The sequence below is a fragment of the Colwellia sp. 6_MG-2023 genome (assembly GCF_030547765.1).
Lineage (GTDB): Bacteria > Pseudomonadota > Gammaproteobacteria > Enterobacterales > Alteromonadaceae > Colwellia.
This window is the reverse complement of sequence record NZ_JAUOPP010000041.1, coordinates 1-19,112: the sequence shown is the minus strand read 5'-3', so window position 1 is coordinate 19,112 and position 19,112 is coordinate 1. Positions and strand designations below refer to the sequence as shown.

13 protein-coding genes and 1 tRNA gene are annotated in these 19,112 nt (G+C 38.1%); all 14 read right to left on the bottom strand.

The features are described 5' to 3' along the window. Positions 1-227, bottom strand: a 227-nt coding sequence (locus Q4503_RS18215) for a GTP-binding protein (RefSeq protein ID WP_303603119.1), incomplete at its 3' end; no start/stop codon positions are given. 87 nt (positions 228-314) lie between these two features. Then, positions 315-2,414: an elongation factor G gene (fusA, locus tag Q4503_RS18210; RefSeq protein WP_303603118.1), complete on the bottom strand. Its 2,100-nt coding sequence runs from the start codon at positions 2,412-2,414 to the stop codon at positions 315-317. A 241-nt stretch (positions 2,415-2,655) separates the two neighbouring features. After that, positions 2,656-3,129, bottom strand: coding sequence for a 30S ribosomal protein S7 (rpsG, locus tag Q4503_RS18205; RefSeq protein ID WP_215972895.1), 474 nt, complete (start codon positions 3,127-3,129; stop codon positions 2,656-2,658). Positions 3,130-3,248: 119 nt separating this feature from the next. Then, positions 3,249-3,623, bottom strand: a complete 375-nt coding sequence (rpsL, locus tag Q4503_RS18200; protein WP_011045492.1) for a 30S ribosomal protein S12 — start codon at positions 3,621-3,623, stop codon at positions 3,249-3,251. Between the two features lie 291 nt (positions 3,624-3,914). Further along, on the bottom strand, positions 3,915-8,123 hold the full coding sequence (rpoC, locus tag Q4503_RS18195; protein WP_215972896.1) for a DNA-directed RNA polymerase subunit beta': 4,209 nt from the start codon (positions 8,121-8,123) through the stop codon (positions 3,915-3,917). A gap of 114 nt (positions 8,124-8,237) precedes the next feature. Then, the gene (gene rpoB, locus Q4503_RS18190; protein WP_215972897.1) at positions 8,238-12,266 is read right to left on the bottom strand and encodes a DNA-directed RNA polymerase subunit beta; all 4,029 of its coding nucleotides are present in this window, start codon (positions 12,264-12,266) and stop codon (positions 8,238-8,240) included. A gap of 246 nt (positions 12,267-12,512) precedes the next feature. Beyond that, positions 12,513-12,878, bottom strand: a complete 366-nt coding sequence (rplL, locus tag Q4503_RS18185; RefSeq protein WP_215972898.1) for a 50S ribosomal protein L7/L12 — start codon at positions 12,876-12,878, stop codon at positions 12,513-12,515. A 105-nt stretch (positions 12,879-12,983) separates the two neighbouring features. Beyond that, positions 12,984-13,478 (bottom strand): 50S ribosomal protein L10, encoded by a 495-nt coding sequence (gene rplJ / locus Q4503_RS18180; protein ID WP_215972899.1) that lies wholly within the window; start codon positions 13,476-13,478, stop codon positions 12,984-12,986. Positions 13,479-13,824: 346 nt separating this feature from the next. Then, entirely contained in the window at positions 13,825-14,523 is a 699-nt protein-coding gene (gene rplA, locus Q4503_RS18175; protein WP_215972900.1) for a 50S ribosomal protein L1, read from the bottom strand. A gap of 3 nt (positions 14,524-14,526) precedes the next feature. Next, complete coding sequence (gene rplK, locus Q4503_RS18170; RefSeq protein WP_215972901.1) at positions 14,527-14,955, bottom strand: 50S ribosomal protein L11; 429 nt, start codon at positions 14,953-14,955, stop codon at positions 14,527-14,529. 253 nt (positions 14,956-15,208) lie between these two features. After that, positions 15,209-15,820 (bottom strand): transcription termination/antitermination protein NusG, encoded by a 612-nt coding sequence (gene nusG / locus Q4503_RS18165; protein WP_215972902.1) that lies wholly within the window; start codon positions 15,818-15,820, stop codon positions 15,209-15,211. Further along, positions 15,820-16,203 (bottom strand): preprotein translocase subunit SecE, encoded by a 384-nt coding sequence (secE, locus tag Q4503_RS18160; protein WP_215972903.1) that lies wholly within the window; start codon positions 16,201-16,203, stop codon positions 15,820-15,822. The genes nusG and secE overlap by 1 nt, the downstream gene beginning before the upstream one ends. Positions 16,204-16,274: 71 nt before the next feature. Next, positions 16,275-16,351 (bottom strand) — tRNA-Trp (locus tag Q4503_RS18155). A 299-nt stretch (positions 16,352-16,650) separates the two neighbouring features. Beyond that, positions 16,651-18,363, bottom strand: a complete 1,713-nt coding sequence (locus Q4503_RS18150; RefSeq protein WP_215972904.1) for a potassium/proton antiporter — start codon at positions 18,361-18,363, stop codon at positions 16,651-16,653. Positions 18,364-19,112 lie beyond the last annotated feature (749 nt).

Here is a 19,112-nt window from a genome sequence, read left to right as displayed (position 1 = left end):
TGACGTGTTTCTGTATCGTACTCGATGTGAGAAGTATTGATTGTAATACCACGCTCACGCTCTTCTGGTGCATTATCAATTTGTGCGAAATCTTTTAATTCACCACCATGTACTTTAGTTAATACCGCAGAGATAGCGGCTGTTAATGTTGTTTTACCGTGATCAACGTGACCGATTGTACCAACGTTAACATGCGGTTTATTACGTTCAAATTTTTCTTTAGCCATTTTTCAATTACCTTAAAGTTTCTTTGCTATAAAAAATAAAAGCAACAGTCAAAACGACCGCGCTTGTTGTAAATCATTAATGGAACCCTAACGAGTTTCCATTATTTTTTGTGCTACCAATTTCGGTGCTTCATTATACTGCTGAAACTCCATAGAGTAAGATGCACGACCTTGTGTAGCACTACGCAAGTCGGTAGCATAACCGAACATTTCGGCTAAGGGTACCAATGCATTTACAATTTTCGAACCTGCTGGACCTTCGTCCATACCGTCAATAATACCTCGACGGCGGTTTAAATCCCCTACAACATCACCCATATTGGCTTCAGGTGTAGTTACTTCAACTTTCATTATCGGCTCTAAGATAACAGGATTCGCTTCAAGCGCCCCTTTTCTAAAGCCCATAGATGCAGCGACTTTAAATGCCATCTCGTTAGAGTCGACATCATGAAAAGAGCCATCATAAAGTGTAACCTTTATATCTAATAATGGATAACCAGCGACAACACCACTGTCCATTTGCTCTTTACAACCTTTTTCGATCGCAGGGATAAATTCTTTTGGTAAAGTACCGCCAACGATTTCGTTAACAAACTCGAAACCAGCACCTTCTTCATTTGGCTCCATTTTCAACCAAACATGACCATATTGTCCTTTACCACCTGATTGACGAACAAATTTACCTTCAACTTCAACCGTACTGCGAATTGTTTCTCGGTAAGAAACTTGTGGATTACCAACATTACATTCAACGCCAAATTCACGCTTCATACGCTCAACAAGAATATCTAAGTGTAGCTCACCCATACCTGATATAATTGTTTGTCCAGTTTCGTCATCCGTTGCCACTTTAAATGACGGATCTTCTGCAGCCAGTTTACCTAATGCAATACCCATTTTTTCTTGGGCTGCAAGTGTTCTCGGCTCTACTGCAACCGAAATAACCGGTTCAGGAAACTCCATACGCTCAAGTGTAATTACATTTCCACCGTCACATAAAGTATCACCCGTAGTCACATCTTTCAAACCTATTGCTGCAGCAATATCACCCGCACGCACTTCTTGAATTTCTTTTCTGTCATTTGCATGCATTTGAACAATACGGCCGAAACGTTCTTTTTTGCCTTTAACGGGATTATAAACACTATCTCCAGTCTTCACTACACCTGAATATACACGGAAGAAAGTTAATGTTCCAACAAAGGGATCTGTCGCAATTTTAAAAGCCAGTGCTGAAAATGGTGCACTGTCATCTGCTGGACGAGTTCCTTCTGTTTCATCTTTATCATCATTAATACCAGTGATCGCTGCTACTTCTGTAGGCGAAGGTAAGTATTCAATAACCGCATCTAGTACCGCTTGCACACCTTTATTTTTAAAAGCACTGCCACAGCCACATAAAATGATCTCATTCGAAATAGTTCTAGCGCGTAAACCTACTTTTATTTCATCTTCAGTTAAATCACCTTCTTCAAGGTATTTATCCATTAAGTCATCATTAGCTTCAGCAGCTTCAGATACTAAATTGTCACGCCACTCTTCAGCAATATCCTGTAAATCAGTTGGAATATCTTCATAGCTGAAAGTCATACCATGATCATCTTCATTCCAGTTGATAGCTTTCATTTTAACAAGGTCAACAATACCTTGAAAGTCATCTTCAGCACCAATGGGAATATAGATAGGCACAGCATTAGCACCTAAACGCGTTTTAAGTTGTTCTACAACTGAGAAAAAGTTAGCACCTGTTCTATCCATTTTATTAACGAATACTATGCGAGGTACTTCATATTTTTCCATTTGACGCCAAACAGTTTCTGTTTGTGGCTGAACACCAGATGAACCACATAACACAAGTACAGCACCATCAAGCACACGTAGTGAACGCTCAACTTCAATCGTAAAATCAACGTGACCAGGCGTATCAATAATATTGATATGATGATCATCAAATTGTGCTTCCATCCCCTTCCAGAAACAAGTGATTGCGGCAGAGGTGATAGTTATACCACGCTCTTGCTCTTGCTCCATCCAGTCTGTAGTTGCGGCACCGTCGTGAACTTCACCAATTTTATGTGATAAACCAGTATAAAATAATATACGTTCCGTGGTTGTCGTTTTACCTGCATCTACATGCGCACAAATACCGATATTACGATAGCGCTCTATAGGGGTTATACGGGCCAATTTTAATTCCTCTTGCAGTTATTAATTTACTTAAAAGTTAAATTAAATATCTTAAACCGAGTTCAGGTTAAATAATTAAATCAATTAAACATTTAATTGCGTAAACACTTAATTTATTTAACTATGATAAAAAACACATATTGTAAAAACAAGTATGGCTAGCAAGAATAATCTTGCTAGCCATGTGCTTACCCAAAGATAAGTCTTTAAGTAAGCATTACATTCAAACAGTACTTGGTTATTACCAGCGGTAGTGAGCGAATGCTTTGTTAGCTTCAGCCATACGGTGAACGTCTTCACGTTTCTTAACCGCTGAACCTTTGCTGTCAGACGCATCTAACATTTCGTTAGCTAGGCGCTGAGCCATTGATTTTTCACCACGTTTACGAGCTGCTTCAACTAACCAACGCATGGCTAGTGCATTACGACGCACTGGACGTACTTCAACTGGCACTTGATAAGTTGAACCACCAACACGACGAGATTTAACTTCGACTTGTGGACGGATGTTATCTAATGCTTCTTCGAACATCTCTAAATGAGTTTTCTCAGTATTTTTTTCAGTTAAAATGTCTAATGCACCGTAAACAATTTTTTCTGCAGTAGATTTTTTACCATCAACCATAAGGATGTTGATGAATTTTGCTAAAAGTTCGTTATGGAACTTAGGATCTGGCAATATTTTACGTTGCCCTACGACGCGTCTTCTTGGCATCTTAATTCTCCGTGTTATTCAGGTTTTACCCAAAATATATAAATTTTAAAAATTTGTTAATTTGGCCTTACTTAACGTTTCTCATCTTTTATCTACCAAGTAGATAAAGAGGGGAAAACTTAAGATTTAGGTCGTTTAGCACCGTATTTAGAACGGCCTTGTCTTCTATCGCTTACACCAGAACAATCTAGCGCGCCACGAACGGTGTGATAACGCACACCTGGTAAATCTTTAACACGACCACCACGGATTAAAATCACGCTATGCTCTTGTAAGTTATGACCTTCACCACCGATGTATGAAGTTACTTCGAAGCCGTTAGTTAAACGAACACGAGCTACTTTACGTAATGCTGAGTTAGGTTTTTTTGGTGTAGTTGTGTACACACGAGTACAAACGCCACGACGTTGTGGACAAGCTTGTAACGCCGGAACGTTACTTTTTGTTACTTGTCTAACACGTGGTTTACGTACTAGTTGGTTAATAGTTGCCATTATAGCTCCTGATTAGATAAAACAATGGGTAATTTTTATTGACTAAGTTTGCCAAATCACCCGCTAATAAACGTGAAATAATCTTACCTTAAAATTCAATGTCTACTAGGCACAGAATATAAGGTCGCGAAATTCTATAGGTCAATGGCCTAAGTGTCAAGTTATTAGTGAGGTTTCGGGTAACTATAGGCATAAAAAAACCGCACTCAAAAGAGTACGGTTTTTTATTTAATATTTATCATTTTAAAAGCTAAACAGTCTGTTCAACTCTAGATGATTAGTATTAACTTATTACGAGCCTAAGTCTGCACTTAAAGCATCAGCTAACGCTTTTTCAGCATCATCAGCAGATACTGTAGTATCTTCATGTGCGTCAAAAGCTGCTTTGGCTTTAGCACGTTCTTGATGATAAGCATAACCTGTACCTGCAGGAATTAAGCGACCAACAATAACGTTTTCTTTCAAGCCACGTAAGCCATCTTTCTTACCAGCAACAGCTGCTTCAGTAAGTACACGAGTCGTTTCTTGGAAAGATGCAGCTGAAATGAATGATTCAGTTGCCAATGATGCTTTAGTAATACCCATCATTTGCATTTCATATTCAGCAGGCTGTTTGCCTTGCTCTTCAAGTTCACGGTTTGCGATATTAACGCGCGCCACTTCAACTTGCTCACCTTTAAGGAACTCACTATCACCCGCATCAAGAATTTCACACTTACGGATCATTTGACGTACGATAACTTCGATATGCTTATCGTTAATCTTAACACCCTGTAAGCGGTATACTTCTTGTACTTCGTTTACGATATAGTTTGCTACAGGAGCAACACCACGTAAACGTAAGATATCATGTGGAGACTCTGGACCATCGGCAATAACTTCACCTTTAGCCACTTGCTCACCTTCAAACACGTTTAATTGACGTGTTTTAGGTATCATCTCTTCGTATACTTCTCCGCTAGGTTGAGTGATTAATAAACGCACTTTACCTTTGGTTTCTTTGCCGAAGCCAATAACACCTGTTTTCTCTGCAAGGATAGCAGGTAGTTTAGGTTTACGCGCTTCAAATAAATCAGCAACACGAGGAAGACCACCCGTGATATCACGAGTTTTCGAACTTGCTTGTGGTATACGAGCTAACGCATCACCAATACTTACATCGGCACCATCTTCAAGGTTAACGATTGCATTACCTGGTAAATAGTAAAGTGCTGGAATTTCAGTACCCGCGATCATTACATCTTTACCTTTAGCATCGACTAGTTTCAATGCTGGACGCATTTCTTTACCACTAGCGCTACGTTGTGCAGCTTCAGTAATAACAATGCTTGATAAACCAGTTAATTCATCTGTTTGACGAACCATAGTTACGCCATCAATCAAATCAACAAACTGTACTTTACCTTTTACTTCAGTAATGATTGGATGAGTATGCGGATCCCAGTTGGCAATAGTATCGCCAGCAGTAACAGCTTCGCCATCATTCTTAGAAAGTACAGCACCGTAAGGTACTTTGTAGTTTTCAGTTACACGACCCATTTCATCAATAACGGTAAGTTCTGATGAACGTGAAGTAATAACAAGATGCTTATCTGAGTTAGTAACAAATTTAGCATTTTGTAACTTCAATGTACCTGAGTTGTTAACTTGTACGCTGTTTTCAGCAGAAGCTCTTGATGCTGCACCACCGATATGGAATGTACGCATGGTAAGCTGAGTACCTGGTTCACCAATTGATTGTGCTGCCACAACACCAATTGCTTCACCTTGGTTAATCATATGACCACGAGCCAAATCACGGCCGTAACAATATGCACAAATACCAAAATCTGTTTTACAAGTAATAATTGAACGTACTTTTATTTGATCTACTGAATTCTCTTCAATAACATCACACAAAGCTTCATCTATTAACGTGTTACGAGGAAGTAATACTTCATCAGTGTTTGGAATTAATACATCTTCACAAACTACACGACCTAACACACGCTCACGTAACGGCTCAACAACATCACCACCTTCAATCAATGGCGTCATTAATAAGCCATCTTCTGTACCACAGTCGTGCTCTGTTACTACTAAATCTTGTGCAACATCAACTAAACGACGAGTTAAGTAACCCGAGTTAGCTGTTTTAAGTGCCGTATCGGCCAAACCTTTACGCGCACCATGTGTTGAGATGAAGTATTCAGATACATTCAAACCTTCACGGAAGTTAGCTTTGATTGGTGTTTCGATGATTGAACCATCTGGTTTAGCCATCAAGCCACGCATACCCGCTAACTGACGAATCTGTGCAGCACTACCACGAGCACCGGAGTCAGCCATCATAAAGATAGAGTTAAATGAATCTTGCTCTTCCATTACACCATCACGGTTTAGGATTTGCTCTTTTGATAAGTTATCCATCATCGCTTTAGATACTTTTTCGTTCGCAGACGACCAAATATCAATAACTTTGTTGTATTTCTCACCAGCAGTAACAAGACCTTGGTCAAACTGTGCTTGAATTTCAGCAACTTCAGCTTCTGAATCTTCAATGATAGTGTACTTAGCATCAGGAATAACCATATCGTCGATACCAACAGAAGCACCAGCGATCATTGCATAATGGAAACCTGTATACATAATATGGTCAGCGAATATTACAGTATCTTTTAAACCAAGGTTACGATAAGCATGGTTAATCAACTTTGAGATAGCTTTTTTAGCTAACGGTTGATCAATAACGTCATATGGTAAACCTTTAGGACAAACTTGCCATAAAATAGCACGACCTACAGTAGTATCACGTAAACTAACTTTTTCTTCGAATTCGCCATTCGCATTTTTAACATGCTCAGTAATACGAATTTTAACACGTGCATGAAGCTCAGCTGCGCCGGTACGGTAAGCTTTTTCAGCTTCTTTAGTATCAACAAATACCATACCTTCACCTAAACCATTCACACGATCACGTGTTAGGTAATAAAGACCTAATACAACATCTTGTGATGGAACGATGATTGGCTCACCATTTGCTGGCGCTAATACGTTGTTAGTTGACATCATCAACGTACGTGCTTCCATTTGTGCTTCGATTGTCAACGGTACATGTACCGCCATTTGGTCACCATCGAAATCGGCATTGTATGCCGCACAAACTAATGGGTGAAGATGAATTGCTTTACCTTCAATTAGCACTGGTTCAAACGCTTGGATACCTAATCTATGCAATGTTGGTGCACGGTTAAGCATTACTGGATGTTCACGGATTACTTCATCAAGTACATCCCAAACTTCAGCACCTTCACGTTCAACTAATTTCTTAGCTGCTTTGATAGTTGTCGCTAAACCACGACGCTCTAATACACCGTAGATAAATGGTTTGAATAATTCCAATGCCATTTTCTTTGGTAAACCACATTGATGTAATTTCAATGTTGGACCAACAGTGATTACAGAACGACCTGAGTAATCTACACGCTTACCAAGTAAGTTTTGACGGAAACGACCTTGCTTACCTTTAATCATATCGGCAAGTGATTTAAGAGGACGTTTGTTAGAACCAGTAATAGCACGACCACGACGACCGTTATCTAAAAGTGCATCAACAGATTCTTGTAACATACGTTTTTCGTTACGTACGATAATATCTGGAGCAACTAAGTCTAGAAGACGTTTTAAACGATTGTTACGGTTAATAACACGACGGTAAAGATCATTAAGATCTGAAGTCGCGAAACGACCGCCATCTAGTGGTACTAATGGACGTAAATCAGGCGGTAAAATAGGTAGAACATTCATAATCATCCACTCAGGCTTATTGCCTGAAGCAGCGAATGCTTCCATTAATTTTAAACGCTTAGTAATTTTCTTACGTTTAGTCTCACTACCAATCTCTGGCAATTCTTCACGCATCTGCGCTACTTCACCGTCAAGATCAATTTGTTGTAGTAAAGCTAATACCGCTTCAGCACCCATTAGGGCATCGAATTCATCACCATGTTCTTCTAACGCATCAAGATACTCTTCTTCCGTTAAAATTTGGCTTTTTTCTAGTGTTGTCATACCTGGTTCGGTAACAACATAAGATTCGAAATAAAGCACACGTTCAATATCACGTAACGTCATATCAAGTAATAAACCAATACGCGAAGGTAATGATTTTAAAAACCAAATATGCGCAACAGGGCTAGCTAATTCAATATGCCCCATACGTTCACGACGAACTTTAGTTAAGGTAACCTCAACGCCACATTTCTCACAGATAACACCGCGATGTTTTAAACGCTTGTATTTACCACAAAGACATTCATAGTCTTTTACTGGTCCAAAAATACGCGCACAAAATAAACCATCACGTTCTGGTTTAAACGTACGATAGTTAATGGTTTCAGGCTTTTTAACTTCACCAAATGACCAAGAACGTACCAAGTCCGGCGATGCTAGACCGATGCGAATACCATCAAAATCTTCTGTTTGATTTTGTTGCTTAAGAAACTTAAGTAAATCTTTCACACTATTCTCCTGTCGGAGTTAAATCTCTAGAAGAAGGTAAATATTTTACCTTCTCCCCTTACTGCGTCACAGGTTATGTTAATAACCTGTGGTCAGCTACTTATTACTTAGAGCCTAATCTAAGTCTAGTTCAATATTTATACCTAAAGAACGAATTTCTTTAAGTAATACATTGAATGACTCAGGAATACCCGGATCCATACGATGATCACCATCAACTAAGTTTTTATACATCTTAGTACGACCAGCAACATCATCAGACTTAACCGTTAGCATTTCTTGTAGAGTATAAGCTGCACCATATGCTTCTAGTGCCCATACTTCCATCTCACCAAAACGCTGGCCACCGAACTGAGCTTTACCACCAAGTGGTTGCTGAGTTACTAATGAGTATGAACCAGTTGAACGCGCATGCATTTTGTCATCAACTAAATGGTTTAGTTTCAACATATACATGTAGCCAACAGTTACAGGACGTTCAAACTCACGACCTGTACGGCCATCAGTTAATGTAAACTGACCACTTTGAGGCATATCTGCAAGTTTAAATAACTCTTTAATTTCTTTTTCTGCAGCGCCATCAAATGCTGGTGTTGCAATCGGTAAACCTGCACGCAAGTTACCGGCTAAACGCAATACTTCATCATCAGAGAAACTAGCAACATCAACTTCTTGACGAGATTCACCGACATTGTAAACTTCTTGAAGGAAGTTACGTAGTTTATGAATTTCTTGTTGTGCTTCTAACATACGATTGATTTTTTCACCGATACCGCGACACGCCATACCTAAATGAGTTTCTAAAATCTGACCGATGTTCATACGTGATGGAACACCTAATGGGTTAAGCACTACATCTACTGGCACACCGTATTGATCGTATGGCATATCTTCAACAGGTACTACGTTTGAAATAACACCTTTGTTACCATGACGACCAGCCATTTTATCACCTGGCTGAATACGACGTTTAACAGCTAAATAAACTTTAACTATTTTTAATACGCCTGGTTGTAAATCATCACCTTGCGTGATCTTACGACGCTTAACTTCAAACTTCTTATCGAAATCTTCTTTAATGTTGTCGTATTGCTCAGCAATTTGTTCAAGTTCAGCTTGTTGTTCTTCATTAGATAAGTTTTGCGTTAACCACTTATCACGAGACATTGAAGTTAAATCTGATTCACTTAAGCCTGCAGACAATAATAATTTCTTAGTACGTGCGTAAATACCATCTTCTAAAATGCTTAGTTCATCGCCAAGATCTTTCTTAACTTCTCTAAGTTGCATTTCTTCAATTTCTACTGCACGAGCATCTTTTTCAACACCGTCGCGCGTAAATATTTGAACATCAATGATAGTACCTTTTACTGAATTTGGTACACGTAAAGAGCTGTCTTTAACATCAGCCGCTTTCTCACCAAAAATTGCACGTAAAAGTTTTTCTTCTGGTGTTAATTGCGTTTCACCTTTAGGAGTAACTTTACCCACTAAAATATCACCGCCATTAACTTCAGCACCAATATAAACAACACCAGCTTCATCTAATTTAGATAACGCTGACTCACCAACATTAGGAATATCAGCAGTAATTTCTTCTGATCCTAATTTAGTATCACGAGCGATACACGTTAGTTCTTGAATATGAATAGTAGTAAATCTGTCTTCAATTGCTACACGCTCAGATAACAACATTGAATCTTCAAAGTTGTAACCATTCCAAGGCATGAAAGCGATACGCATGTTTTGACCTAAAGCCAATTCACCCATATCTGTAGAAGGACCATCAGCTAATACATCACCACGTACAACAGGTTCACCCATACGACACACTGGACGTTGGTTGATACAAGTGTTTTGGTTAGAACGTGTATATTTAGTTAAGTTATAAATATCAATACCGGCTTCACCAGCATGCATTTCTTTTTCATTAACTTTAACAACAATACGTGAAGCATCAACATAACTGACTACACCACCACGTTTAGCTACGGCTGTAACACCAGAATCAACTGCTACAACTTTTTCCATACCAGTACCAACTAACGGCTTATCTACGATAAGTGTTGGTACTGCTTGACGTTGCATGTTCGATCCCATCAAAGCACGGTTAGCATCATCGTGTTCAAGGAATGGAATAAGTGACGCAGCAACAGAAATAATTTGTTGTGGCGATACATCCATATACTGAACTTCAGCAGGTGCTTTTAATGTAAATTCATTTTTATGACGACAGTTAACTAAGTCTTCAGTTAACTTATTATCTGCGTCATTTACAGCGTTTGCCTGAGCGATAACAAAGTTACCCTCTTCAATTGCTGATAAATAATCAATATCATTAGTCACTACACCGTCAATAACTTTGCGGTATGGAGTTTCTAAGAAACCAAAATCATTAGTACGTGCGTAACAAGAAAGCGAGTTGATCAAACCAATGTTTGGACCCTCTGGCGTTTCGATTGGACAAACACGACCGTAATGCGTTGGATGTACATCTCGTACTTCAAAACCAGCACGTTCACGCGTTAAACCACCTGGGCCTAATGCAGAAATACGACGCTTATGCGTTACCTCTGATAACGGGTTGTTTTGATCCATAAACTGAGACAACTGTGAAGAGCCAAAGAACTCTTTCACTGCCGCAGAAATTGGTTTAGCGTTGATTAAATCTTGTGGCATGATTGCATCTAAGTCACCAAGACTTAAACGTTCACGTACAGCACGCTCAACACGAACTAAACCTACACGGAATTGGTTTTCAGCCATTTCACCAACAGAGCGAATACGACGGTTACCTAAATGATCGATATCATCAACTTCACCTTTACCGTCACGAATGTCGATTAAGGTTTTCATTACTGAAACAATATCTTCTTTAGATAAAATACCAGAACCGATATCATCAGCATTACCAACACGACGATTAAACTTCATACGACCTACAGTAGATAAGTCATAACGTTCAGAAGCGAAGAATAAATTATTAAATAATGTATCTGCTGCATCTTTTGTCGGTGGCTCGCCTGGGCGCATCATACGGTAAATTTCAACTAACGCTTCTAAGCGGTTAGTTGAGCTATCAACACGTAACGTATCTGACATATATGAACCAACATCGAATTCATTCATATATAAAGTAGATATTGTTTTATGACCTGCTTGGCTAAGCTCTGCTAATAACTCCAACGTTAATTCAGCATTTGCTTCAGCAACAACTTCACCCGTAGACTTGTCGATATAAGCTTTTGATAAAACTTTACCAACAATATATTCAGCTGGTACTTCTAATTTATCAATTTTTGCTTTTTCTAAAGAACGAATGTGTCGTGCAGTGATACGACGACCTGATTCAACTAATACTTCACCTTTCTTAATTGAAATGTCGAATGTAGCAGTTTCACCACGAAGACGATCAGGAATAAGATCCATGACCAACTTATCACCTTTGATAACAAAGTTAGTTGTGTCATAGAAAATATCTAAAATTTCTTCTGTAGAATATTCTAATGCACGTAGCATGATTGACGCTGGTAATTTACGACGTCTATCGATACGAACAAATAAATTATCTTTTGGATCAAATTCAAAATCTAACCATGAACCACGGTAAGGAATAACGCGTGCGTTATATAAAACTTTACCCGATGAATGCGTTTTACCTTTATCGTGATCAAAGAATACACCAGGAGAACGGTGTAATTGTGAAACGATAACACGCTCAGTACCATTAATTACAAAAGTACCGTTATCTGTCATCAACGGGATTTCACCCATGTACACTTCTTGTTCTTTGATATCTTTTACAGTACCTGCCGGAGCTTCTTTATCGTAAACCACTAAACGTAATTTAACGCGTAGCGGTGCAGAATAAGTTACACCACGTATTTGACATTCTTTAACATCAAATAACGGTTCACCTAAACGATAGCTTACATATTGTAATTCTGAGCTACCTGAATAAGCTTTAATTGGGAAAATAGAACGGAAAGCAGCCTCTAGACCGGTTTCACCTGTGGTATCAATATCAATAAACTTGCGGAAAGAATCGAGTTGAATGGACAACAAAAATGGATATTCCATTACTTGTGCACTTTTACCAAAGTCCTTTCTAATTCGCTTTTTCTCAAAGTATGAGTAAGCCATGGGGTTCCTCAGCTTGCTGGTTATGGCCAAATCTGCCTTGTAAGTTTTCCTTACATAGACAGGTTATTTAGATAATGTTTACGTCTAAACATTACTAGATGATCAAAAGTCATCTAACACTTAATAATGCACTGTTTTCTTAAAAAAACATATTATGTTTTTCTAGCAATAAAAAGCGCAAAAAGGCCGGTGACGTTTAAATCACCAGCCATGCCTTTTCAGGCAAATAATCTGTTTATTAACAGACTATTTGATCTCAACAGAAGCACCAGCTTCTTCAAGAGTTTTCTTAAGCTCTTCTGCTTCAGCTTTATCTACGCCTTCTTTAAGCGTACCAAGAGCTTCAACTAAGTCTTTAGCTTCTTTAAGGCCTAAACCTGTAGCGCCACGAACTGCTTTGATTACTGCAACTTTCTTCTCACCGAAGCCAGTTAAAACAACGTCAAATTCACTTTGTTCTTCAGCAGAACCACCAGCGTCACCGCCAGCAACAGCAACAGCTGCAGCAGCTGATACGCCGAATTTTTCTTCCATTGCTTCGATTAATGCAACAACGTCCATTACTGACATTTCAGCAACTGCGTTTAAGATATCGTCTTTTGAAATAGACATACTATAATTTCCTAATTTTAATTAAACAGATTTTTTTATAAAAAATACTGTTTGAAATAACTATAAATACAAAAAGCTTGGTTTTAAGCAATAAACTTAAATAACCTATGCAGCTTCTTGTTCTTTCTGATCGCGAACTGCAGCAATCGTGCGGACTAATTTGCCTGCAGATGCTTCTTTCATAGCGCTCATTAAACGGGCAATAGCTTCGTCGTAAGTAGGTAGCTTAGCTAACATATTTACGTCTACAACATTACCTTCAAATGCAGCTGCTTTTAATTCAAATTTTTCGTTAGTTTTAGCGAAATCAGTGAATAAACGTGCAGCAGCACCTGGATGTTCGTTTGAAAATGCAATTAATGTAGGTCCTTTAAATGTGTCATCAACACATTCAAATTCAGTACCAGCTACTGCACGACGTGCTAATGTGTTACGGACAACTTTCATCCATACGCCATTCTCACGTGCTTGCTTACGTAGCACTGTAATTGCTTCAACTGTTACACCGCGGGCATCCGCAATAACAACTGATTGAGCGCCAGCGGCAGCTTCTTGAACTTCAGCAACAATTGCTTTTTTGTCATCAAGATTGATAGCCATTGGCTTTAACTCCTGGTTCACCGGGGTTTATGCCGGTATTTACAATCCCTAGAATACATAATTGTATACTAGGCCATTACGGCGAGGACCAGAATTTAAGGAAAAAATATCTGGGTAATCACCATCTACGTAGGAAATATTAAGTTTTAATCTTCATCGGAATTCCAGAAGGAAAACCTATTCAATAAAAACTCCTACGGTCTTGGACGGGGGTTATATCATTGAATTTAAAAGATTTTCATCTAAAATACAGCAATATAACTCCTACCAAAATTTAAGGGGCGAAATTATAGATTATAATTTCGCCTTTGTAAAGCTTCAATCAAAAAGCTCTACTTTATCAATATTAAGCTTGCGATAAACTAGCTTGGTTAACGGCTACGCCGGCACCCATAGTAGTTGAAAGAGAAACTTTTTTAAGATATTGACCTTTAGCATTTGCTGGTTTTGCTTTTTTAAGTGCATCTAACAAAAACTCTAGGTTTTCTTGTAACTGTGCAGGTTCGAAATCAGCCTTACCAATAGTAGTATGGATGATACCGTTCTTGTCGTTGCGGTAACGAACTTGACCAGACTTAGCGTTTTTAACAGCGCCAGCTACATCAGGAGTTACAGTACCAACTTTAGGGTTAGGCATTAAACCACGTGGGCCTAAGATTTGACCTAGTTGACCAACAACACGCATAGCGTCTGGAGAAGCGATTACAACATCAAAGTTCATTTCGCCTTTTTTAACTAGCTCAGCTAAATCTTCCATACCAACTACGTCAGCACCAGCTTCTTTAGCTTTTTCTGCATTTGCACCTTGTGTAAATACAGCAACACGTACATCACGGCCCGTACCATTTGGTAATACTGCAGCACCACGAACGTTTTGATCTGATTTACGAGCATCAATACCAAGGTTTACAGCAACATCTACGCTTTCGCGGAATTTTGCTGTAGCAAATTCTTTTAATAAAGCAACTGCTTCAGTGATATCATATTCTTTTGTTACGTCTACTTTTTCACGGATAAGACGAGCGCGTTTTGATAATTTAGCCATTGATTAGTCCTCTACCACTAAACCCATTGAACGAGCAGAGCCCGCAATGGTACGCACTGCAGCTTCTAATGAACCAGCAGTTAAATCAGGTTCTTTTGTCTTAACGATTTCTTCAAGTTGTGCTGTAGTAACAGTACCAACTTTTTCTGTGTTAGGACGACCAGAGCCGCTTTTCACACCAGCAGCTTTTAGAAGTAAATAAGCAGCAGGTGGAGTTTTAGTTTCAAAAGTAAATGAACGGTCATTATATACAGTAATTACTACTGGAACCGGAGCATTTTTCTCTAAAGAATCTGTTTTTGCGTTAAACGCTTTACAGAATTCCATGATGTTAACACCATGTTGACCTAATGCAGGACCAACCGGTGGTGACGGGTTAGCTGCACCAGCAGCTACTTGTAGCTTGATTAAAGCTTGGACTTTTTTAGCCATTTTAAAATACCTTTATTGTGGGTAGTTAACGCAAATTACTGCGAACAGTTTTCGCTTCCCTGTTTACTAAATCGTATTTTAACCTAATTTATTCAAAAAGGCTGATTTAGGCCGCGCTAAAAAAACGCGGCAGCGGATTATATATTAATCAATCACTAAGTTTCAAGTACTTTTCGACGAAGACTAATTAATAAAAACAAAAAACCAAAGACAGAGCTTTGGTTTTTTTATTCATAATTATGTATAAAGAAGCTTAGCTTCCTTTTTCTACCTGACCAAATTCAAGATCAACCGGTGTTGAACGACCGAAAATAAGTACAGATACTTTAATTCTATTCTTCTCATAATCAAGTTCTTCAACAACACCATTAAAGTCTGCAAATGGTCCGTCAATAACACGAATAACTTCGCCTGGTTCAAACAATGTTTTAGGCTTAGGCTTATCAGTATCAACTAAACGCTGTAATATGCGATCCGCTTCTTTTTGAGTTATCGGTGCAGGTCTTTCTTTAGTACCACCAATAAAACCTAATACGCGTGGAACACTTTTAACTAAATGCCATGATTCGTCATCAAGCTCCATGTGAACAAGTACGTAACCAGGAAAGAATTTACGAGAACTCTTACGCTTTTGGCCAGCTCTCATTTCCACTACTTCTTCTGTAGGTACTAGAATCTCACCAAACTTTTCTTGTAGACCATTGATTTCAACATGCTCTACTAATGTTTTTTGAACACGACCTTCATAACCAGAGAAAGCCTGTACAACATACCATCTTAACTTTGGATTTTGATTAACAACTTTTTCTTCTGTCTCTTCGCCTTCGCTACCATCAACAGAATTTTCAATAAAACCTTCAGACATTATAATACCTTCATACCTGTAATTAAGCCGACCGCCCAGAAAAGAACAGAATCTAAACCCCAAAGTAGTAATGACATTAATAATGTAACCACTAAAACAATACCTGTTGTTTGGATAGCTTCTTGGCGTGTTGGCCAAACGACTTTACGAACTTCAGTTCGTGATTCTTTAGCAAATGCAACAGCAGTACGACCCTTTAATGTTTGCATAGCAATTAAACCTGCAACACCCACAGCAACTACAACTCCTACAGCACGTAGTAATACTGATTCTTGACCATAATAATAGTTACCACCAATAGCGGCAATTAATAATAAGACAATAATGCCCCATTTTAAACCGTCTAATGAGTTACTTGGTTGTTCTTCTGTACTTGCATTCATATTTCTATCCGTAATTGTCATCAAATGTGAAACTGTTTAGAAACGCGATTTACGCGAAGCCTTTATCAATATGGCAGGGGTGGAGAGACTCGAACTCCCAACCATCGGTTTTGGAGACCGCTGTTCTACCAATTGGAACTACACCCCTACAATGCATTTAGTATTTAAACGTCTACTAAAGCAATAGTTACACTTATCGGATGAATCTTAGTTTTTTGGGAATTAAGAGATACTCGAGAAGTGAGGCGCTATTATACTCAGTCAATCAGTTTACTCAAGGGATATTTACAAGATAATCGATAGCTGTCCTATATAAAATTAGGCTTTACGTTAAAAAATAACATTAAAATATCTAATTATAAGGGTAACAAATAGCTCATATCTCTTAAATCAATCTTAGTAATTTTCAATTTCTGCAGCTAAACTTACCATCTTAAACCTATAATACTACTTATCATTTACTACAATCCCCACCGTAATAATACGCTGGTCAACCATTTCTCTAACATATAAATGAATATTTTCTAATTGTGCCACAGCATCTATGAAGGGTGCCGTATCAAGGGTTGACTTAATTAGTTGTTCTAATGTCGCTTGCCCTTCCCCCATAATTTCAATACCGTAAGAGTTTCCTATATGGTCAACACAAGTATTCCCTTTAACTTTTAATTCTCTATTCGGTAATTCTTCACTCTCAGTATCAAGTTTTCCTGAAAAAACATAATCAACAAATGCACGTATGCTTGGCTTTAATACGATAAATATTTGATCTTCAGATTGTAGAAGTGTTGACCCTCGTGGTGCAATAACTTTACCTGATCGAGTGATCATCGCCATAACGGCATGCTCAGGAAGGGCTAAATGAGAAATACGTCGGCCTATAGCTGGAGAATTGGAGCCTAACGTATATTCCACAATATCTGCATCTACGTCACCAAGCGCAGTAATCTCTAGTGTTGCTGCAGGAGTTACTGGTGGTGGTAAGGTTAATTTTAGCTTCTTCGCCATCCAAGCTAAACTTGAGCCTTGTAAGGTCGCTGAAATAAGCACAACAAAAAAGACCACATTGAAAATAAGCGATGCACCAGGCAAGCCAAAAATCAAAGGAAATATTGCTAATATTATCGGTACAGAGCCTCGTAATCCAACCCATGAAACCAGCGTAATTTCCCGCATATTAAAGCCAAATAATGCTAGCGTAGGAATAACAGCAAGTGGCCTAGCAACAAATATTAAGACGAAGGCTATCAGTAAACCTTCAAACCATACATCTAACAAAGACGTTGGCGTTATTAATAAGCCTAAAACAACAAACATGGTTATTTGACTTAGCCAGGCTAAACCATCATGGAAGAGAAAAGTACTACGTTGGAAAACAAAACGACTATTGCCGATAACAACACCGGTAATAAATACAGCTAAAAATCCACTACCACCAATATTAGCTGTAATACCAAAAGATAACATACCACAAGCAGCGACTAATACTGGATACAAACCAGCTGAAACTAACTGAATACGATTAATCAATTTAACAGAAAGCCAACCAACAGTCAGTCCTACAACAGCGCCTAGCCCCATTTGAGATATAAACATCAAGAATAAATCTGTACCTGGCTTCATGCCATTAACAAGTACTTCTAACAATCCAACAGTTAAAAATATTGCCATAGGATCGTTTGAAGCACTCTCAATTTCTAATGTTGCTTTTAACTTTTTATTCAGGTGAATACCTGCGTTTCTCAGTAATGAAAATACAGCAGCTGCATCCGTTGAACCAACGATTGCACCAAGTAACATACCTTGAAGTAACGGTATCTCTAAAATATAAGCCGCGGCTAGCCCTGTAACGATACCAGTAATTAATACGCCAAAAGTAGCTAATGCAGAGGCAGGCTTCCAGACACGTTTAACCGCTTTAAAAGGTGTTTGTAACCCACCATCAAACAATATAATAGCTAAGGCTAAGGTGCCTAAGGAATGAGCAGCATCCGCGTTATCAAAGAAAATTCCTCCAGGGCCATCTTCACCTGCTAGCATGCCGACTATTAAAAATAGTACAAGTACAGGTAAGCCTAAGCGAGCAGATAACTTACTCGAAATAATACCAAGTAAAATAAGAACTGCTGATAACAATATTATTTGGTCGATTAAAAACATATTTACTCTCATTAGTAGCCATTAAATAGCTATGATTTATTGTAAAAATTATTAAATATTACATCTAAGAACAGCTTTACTGAGCCAATTAATGACATTGCTACAGTATTGGTCTTAACAATCAAATTGATAAATGGGTAAAATACATATCCATCAAAAATGAATCTATGCAAAGATAAAAGTAAGACACTAGATTATTTAGATGTTACACAACTTGACTTTGTTTGAGTCATTCATGACTAAGTTGTATTGCTAATTTTCTGAGGAACACTATAGCTCTACTTTATCAAATATTGTGCCACCATAATATTTTATTTTATTTTATTTTGTTATATCACTTATATAAAAGCGTATAAATCAAATAAAAAATATTAGGCATTCTTCAAAAAGTATCTTTGGCTACATCTATATTTACAAGTTTACAGCTCTAAGTTGCGTCTCACTACGTCCATATATAAGGTATATTTTGTCAAAATCAACAAGGTAATATTCCATGTCATTAGAATGTGACGATAAGACAATTAATAGCGGCATATAGTAATCCATTATATTGGCATTTCATTTGCCTTTAAGACATTGAAGCCAGCTTATGATAAGAGTTATACCCGTTTTATTAATTAAGTGAACAATCTTATACGTAGAAAAAATTGCCAAATTCAAGGTATCTATTTAATACCAATTCCGATATTTTTATGATCTAATAAAATATCAATTTCAACAGTTTTATGATCTAATATAAGCTCAGACGA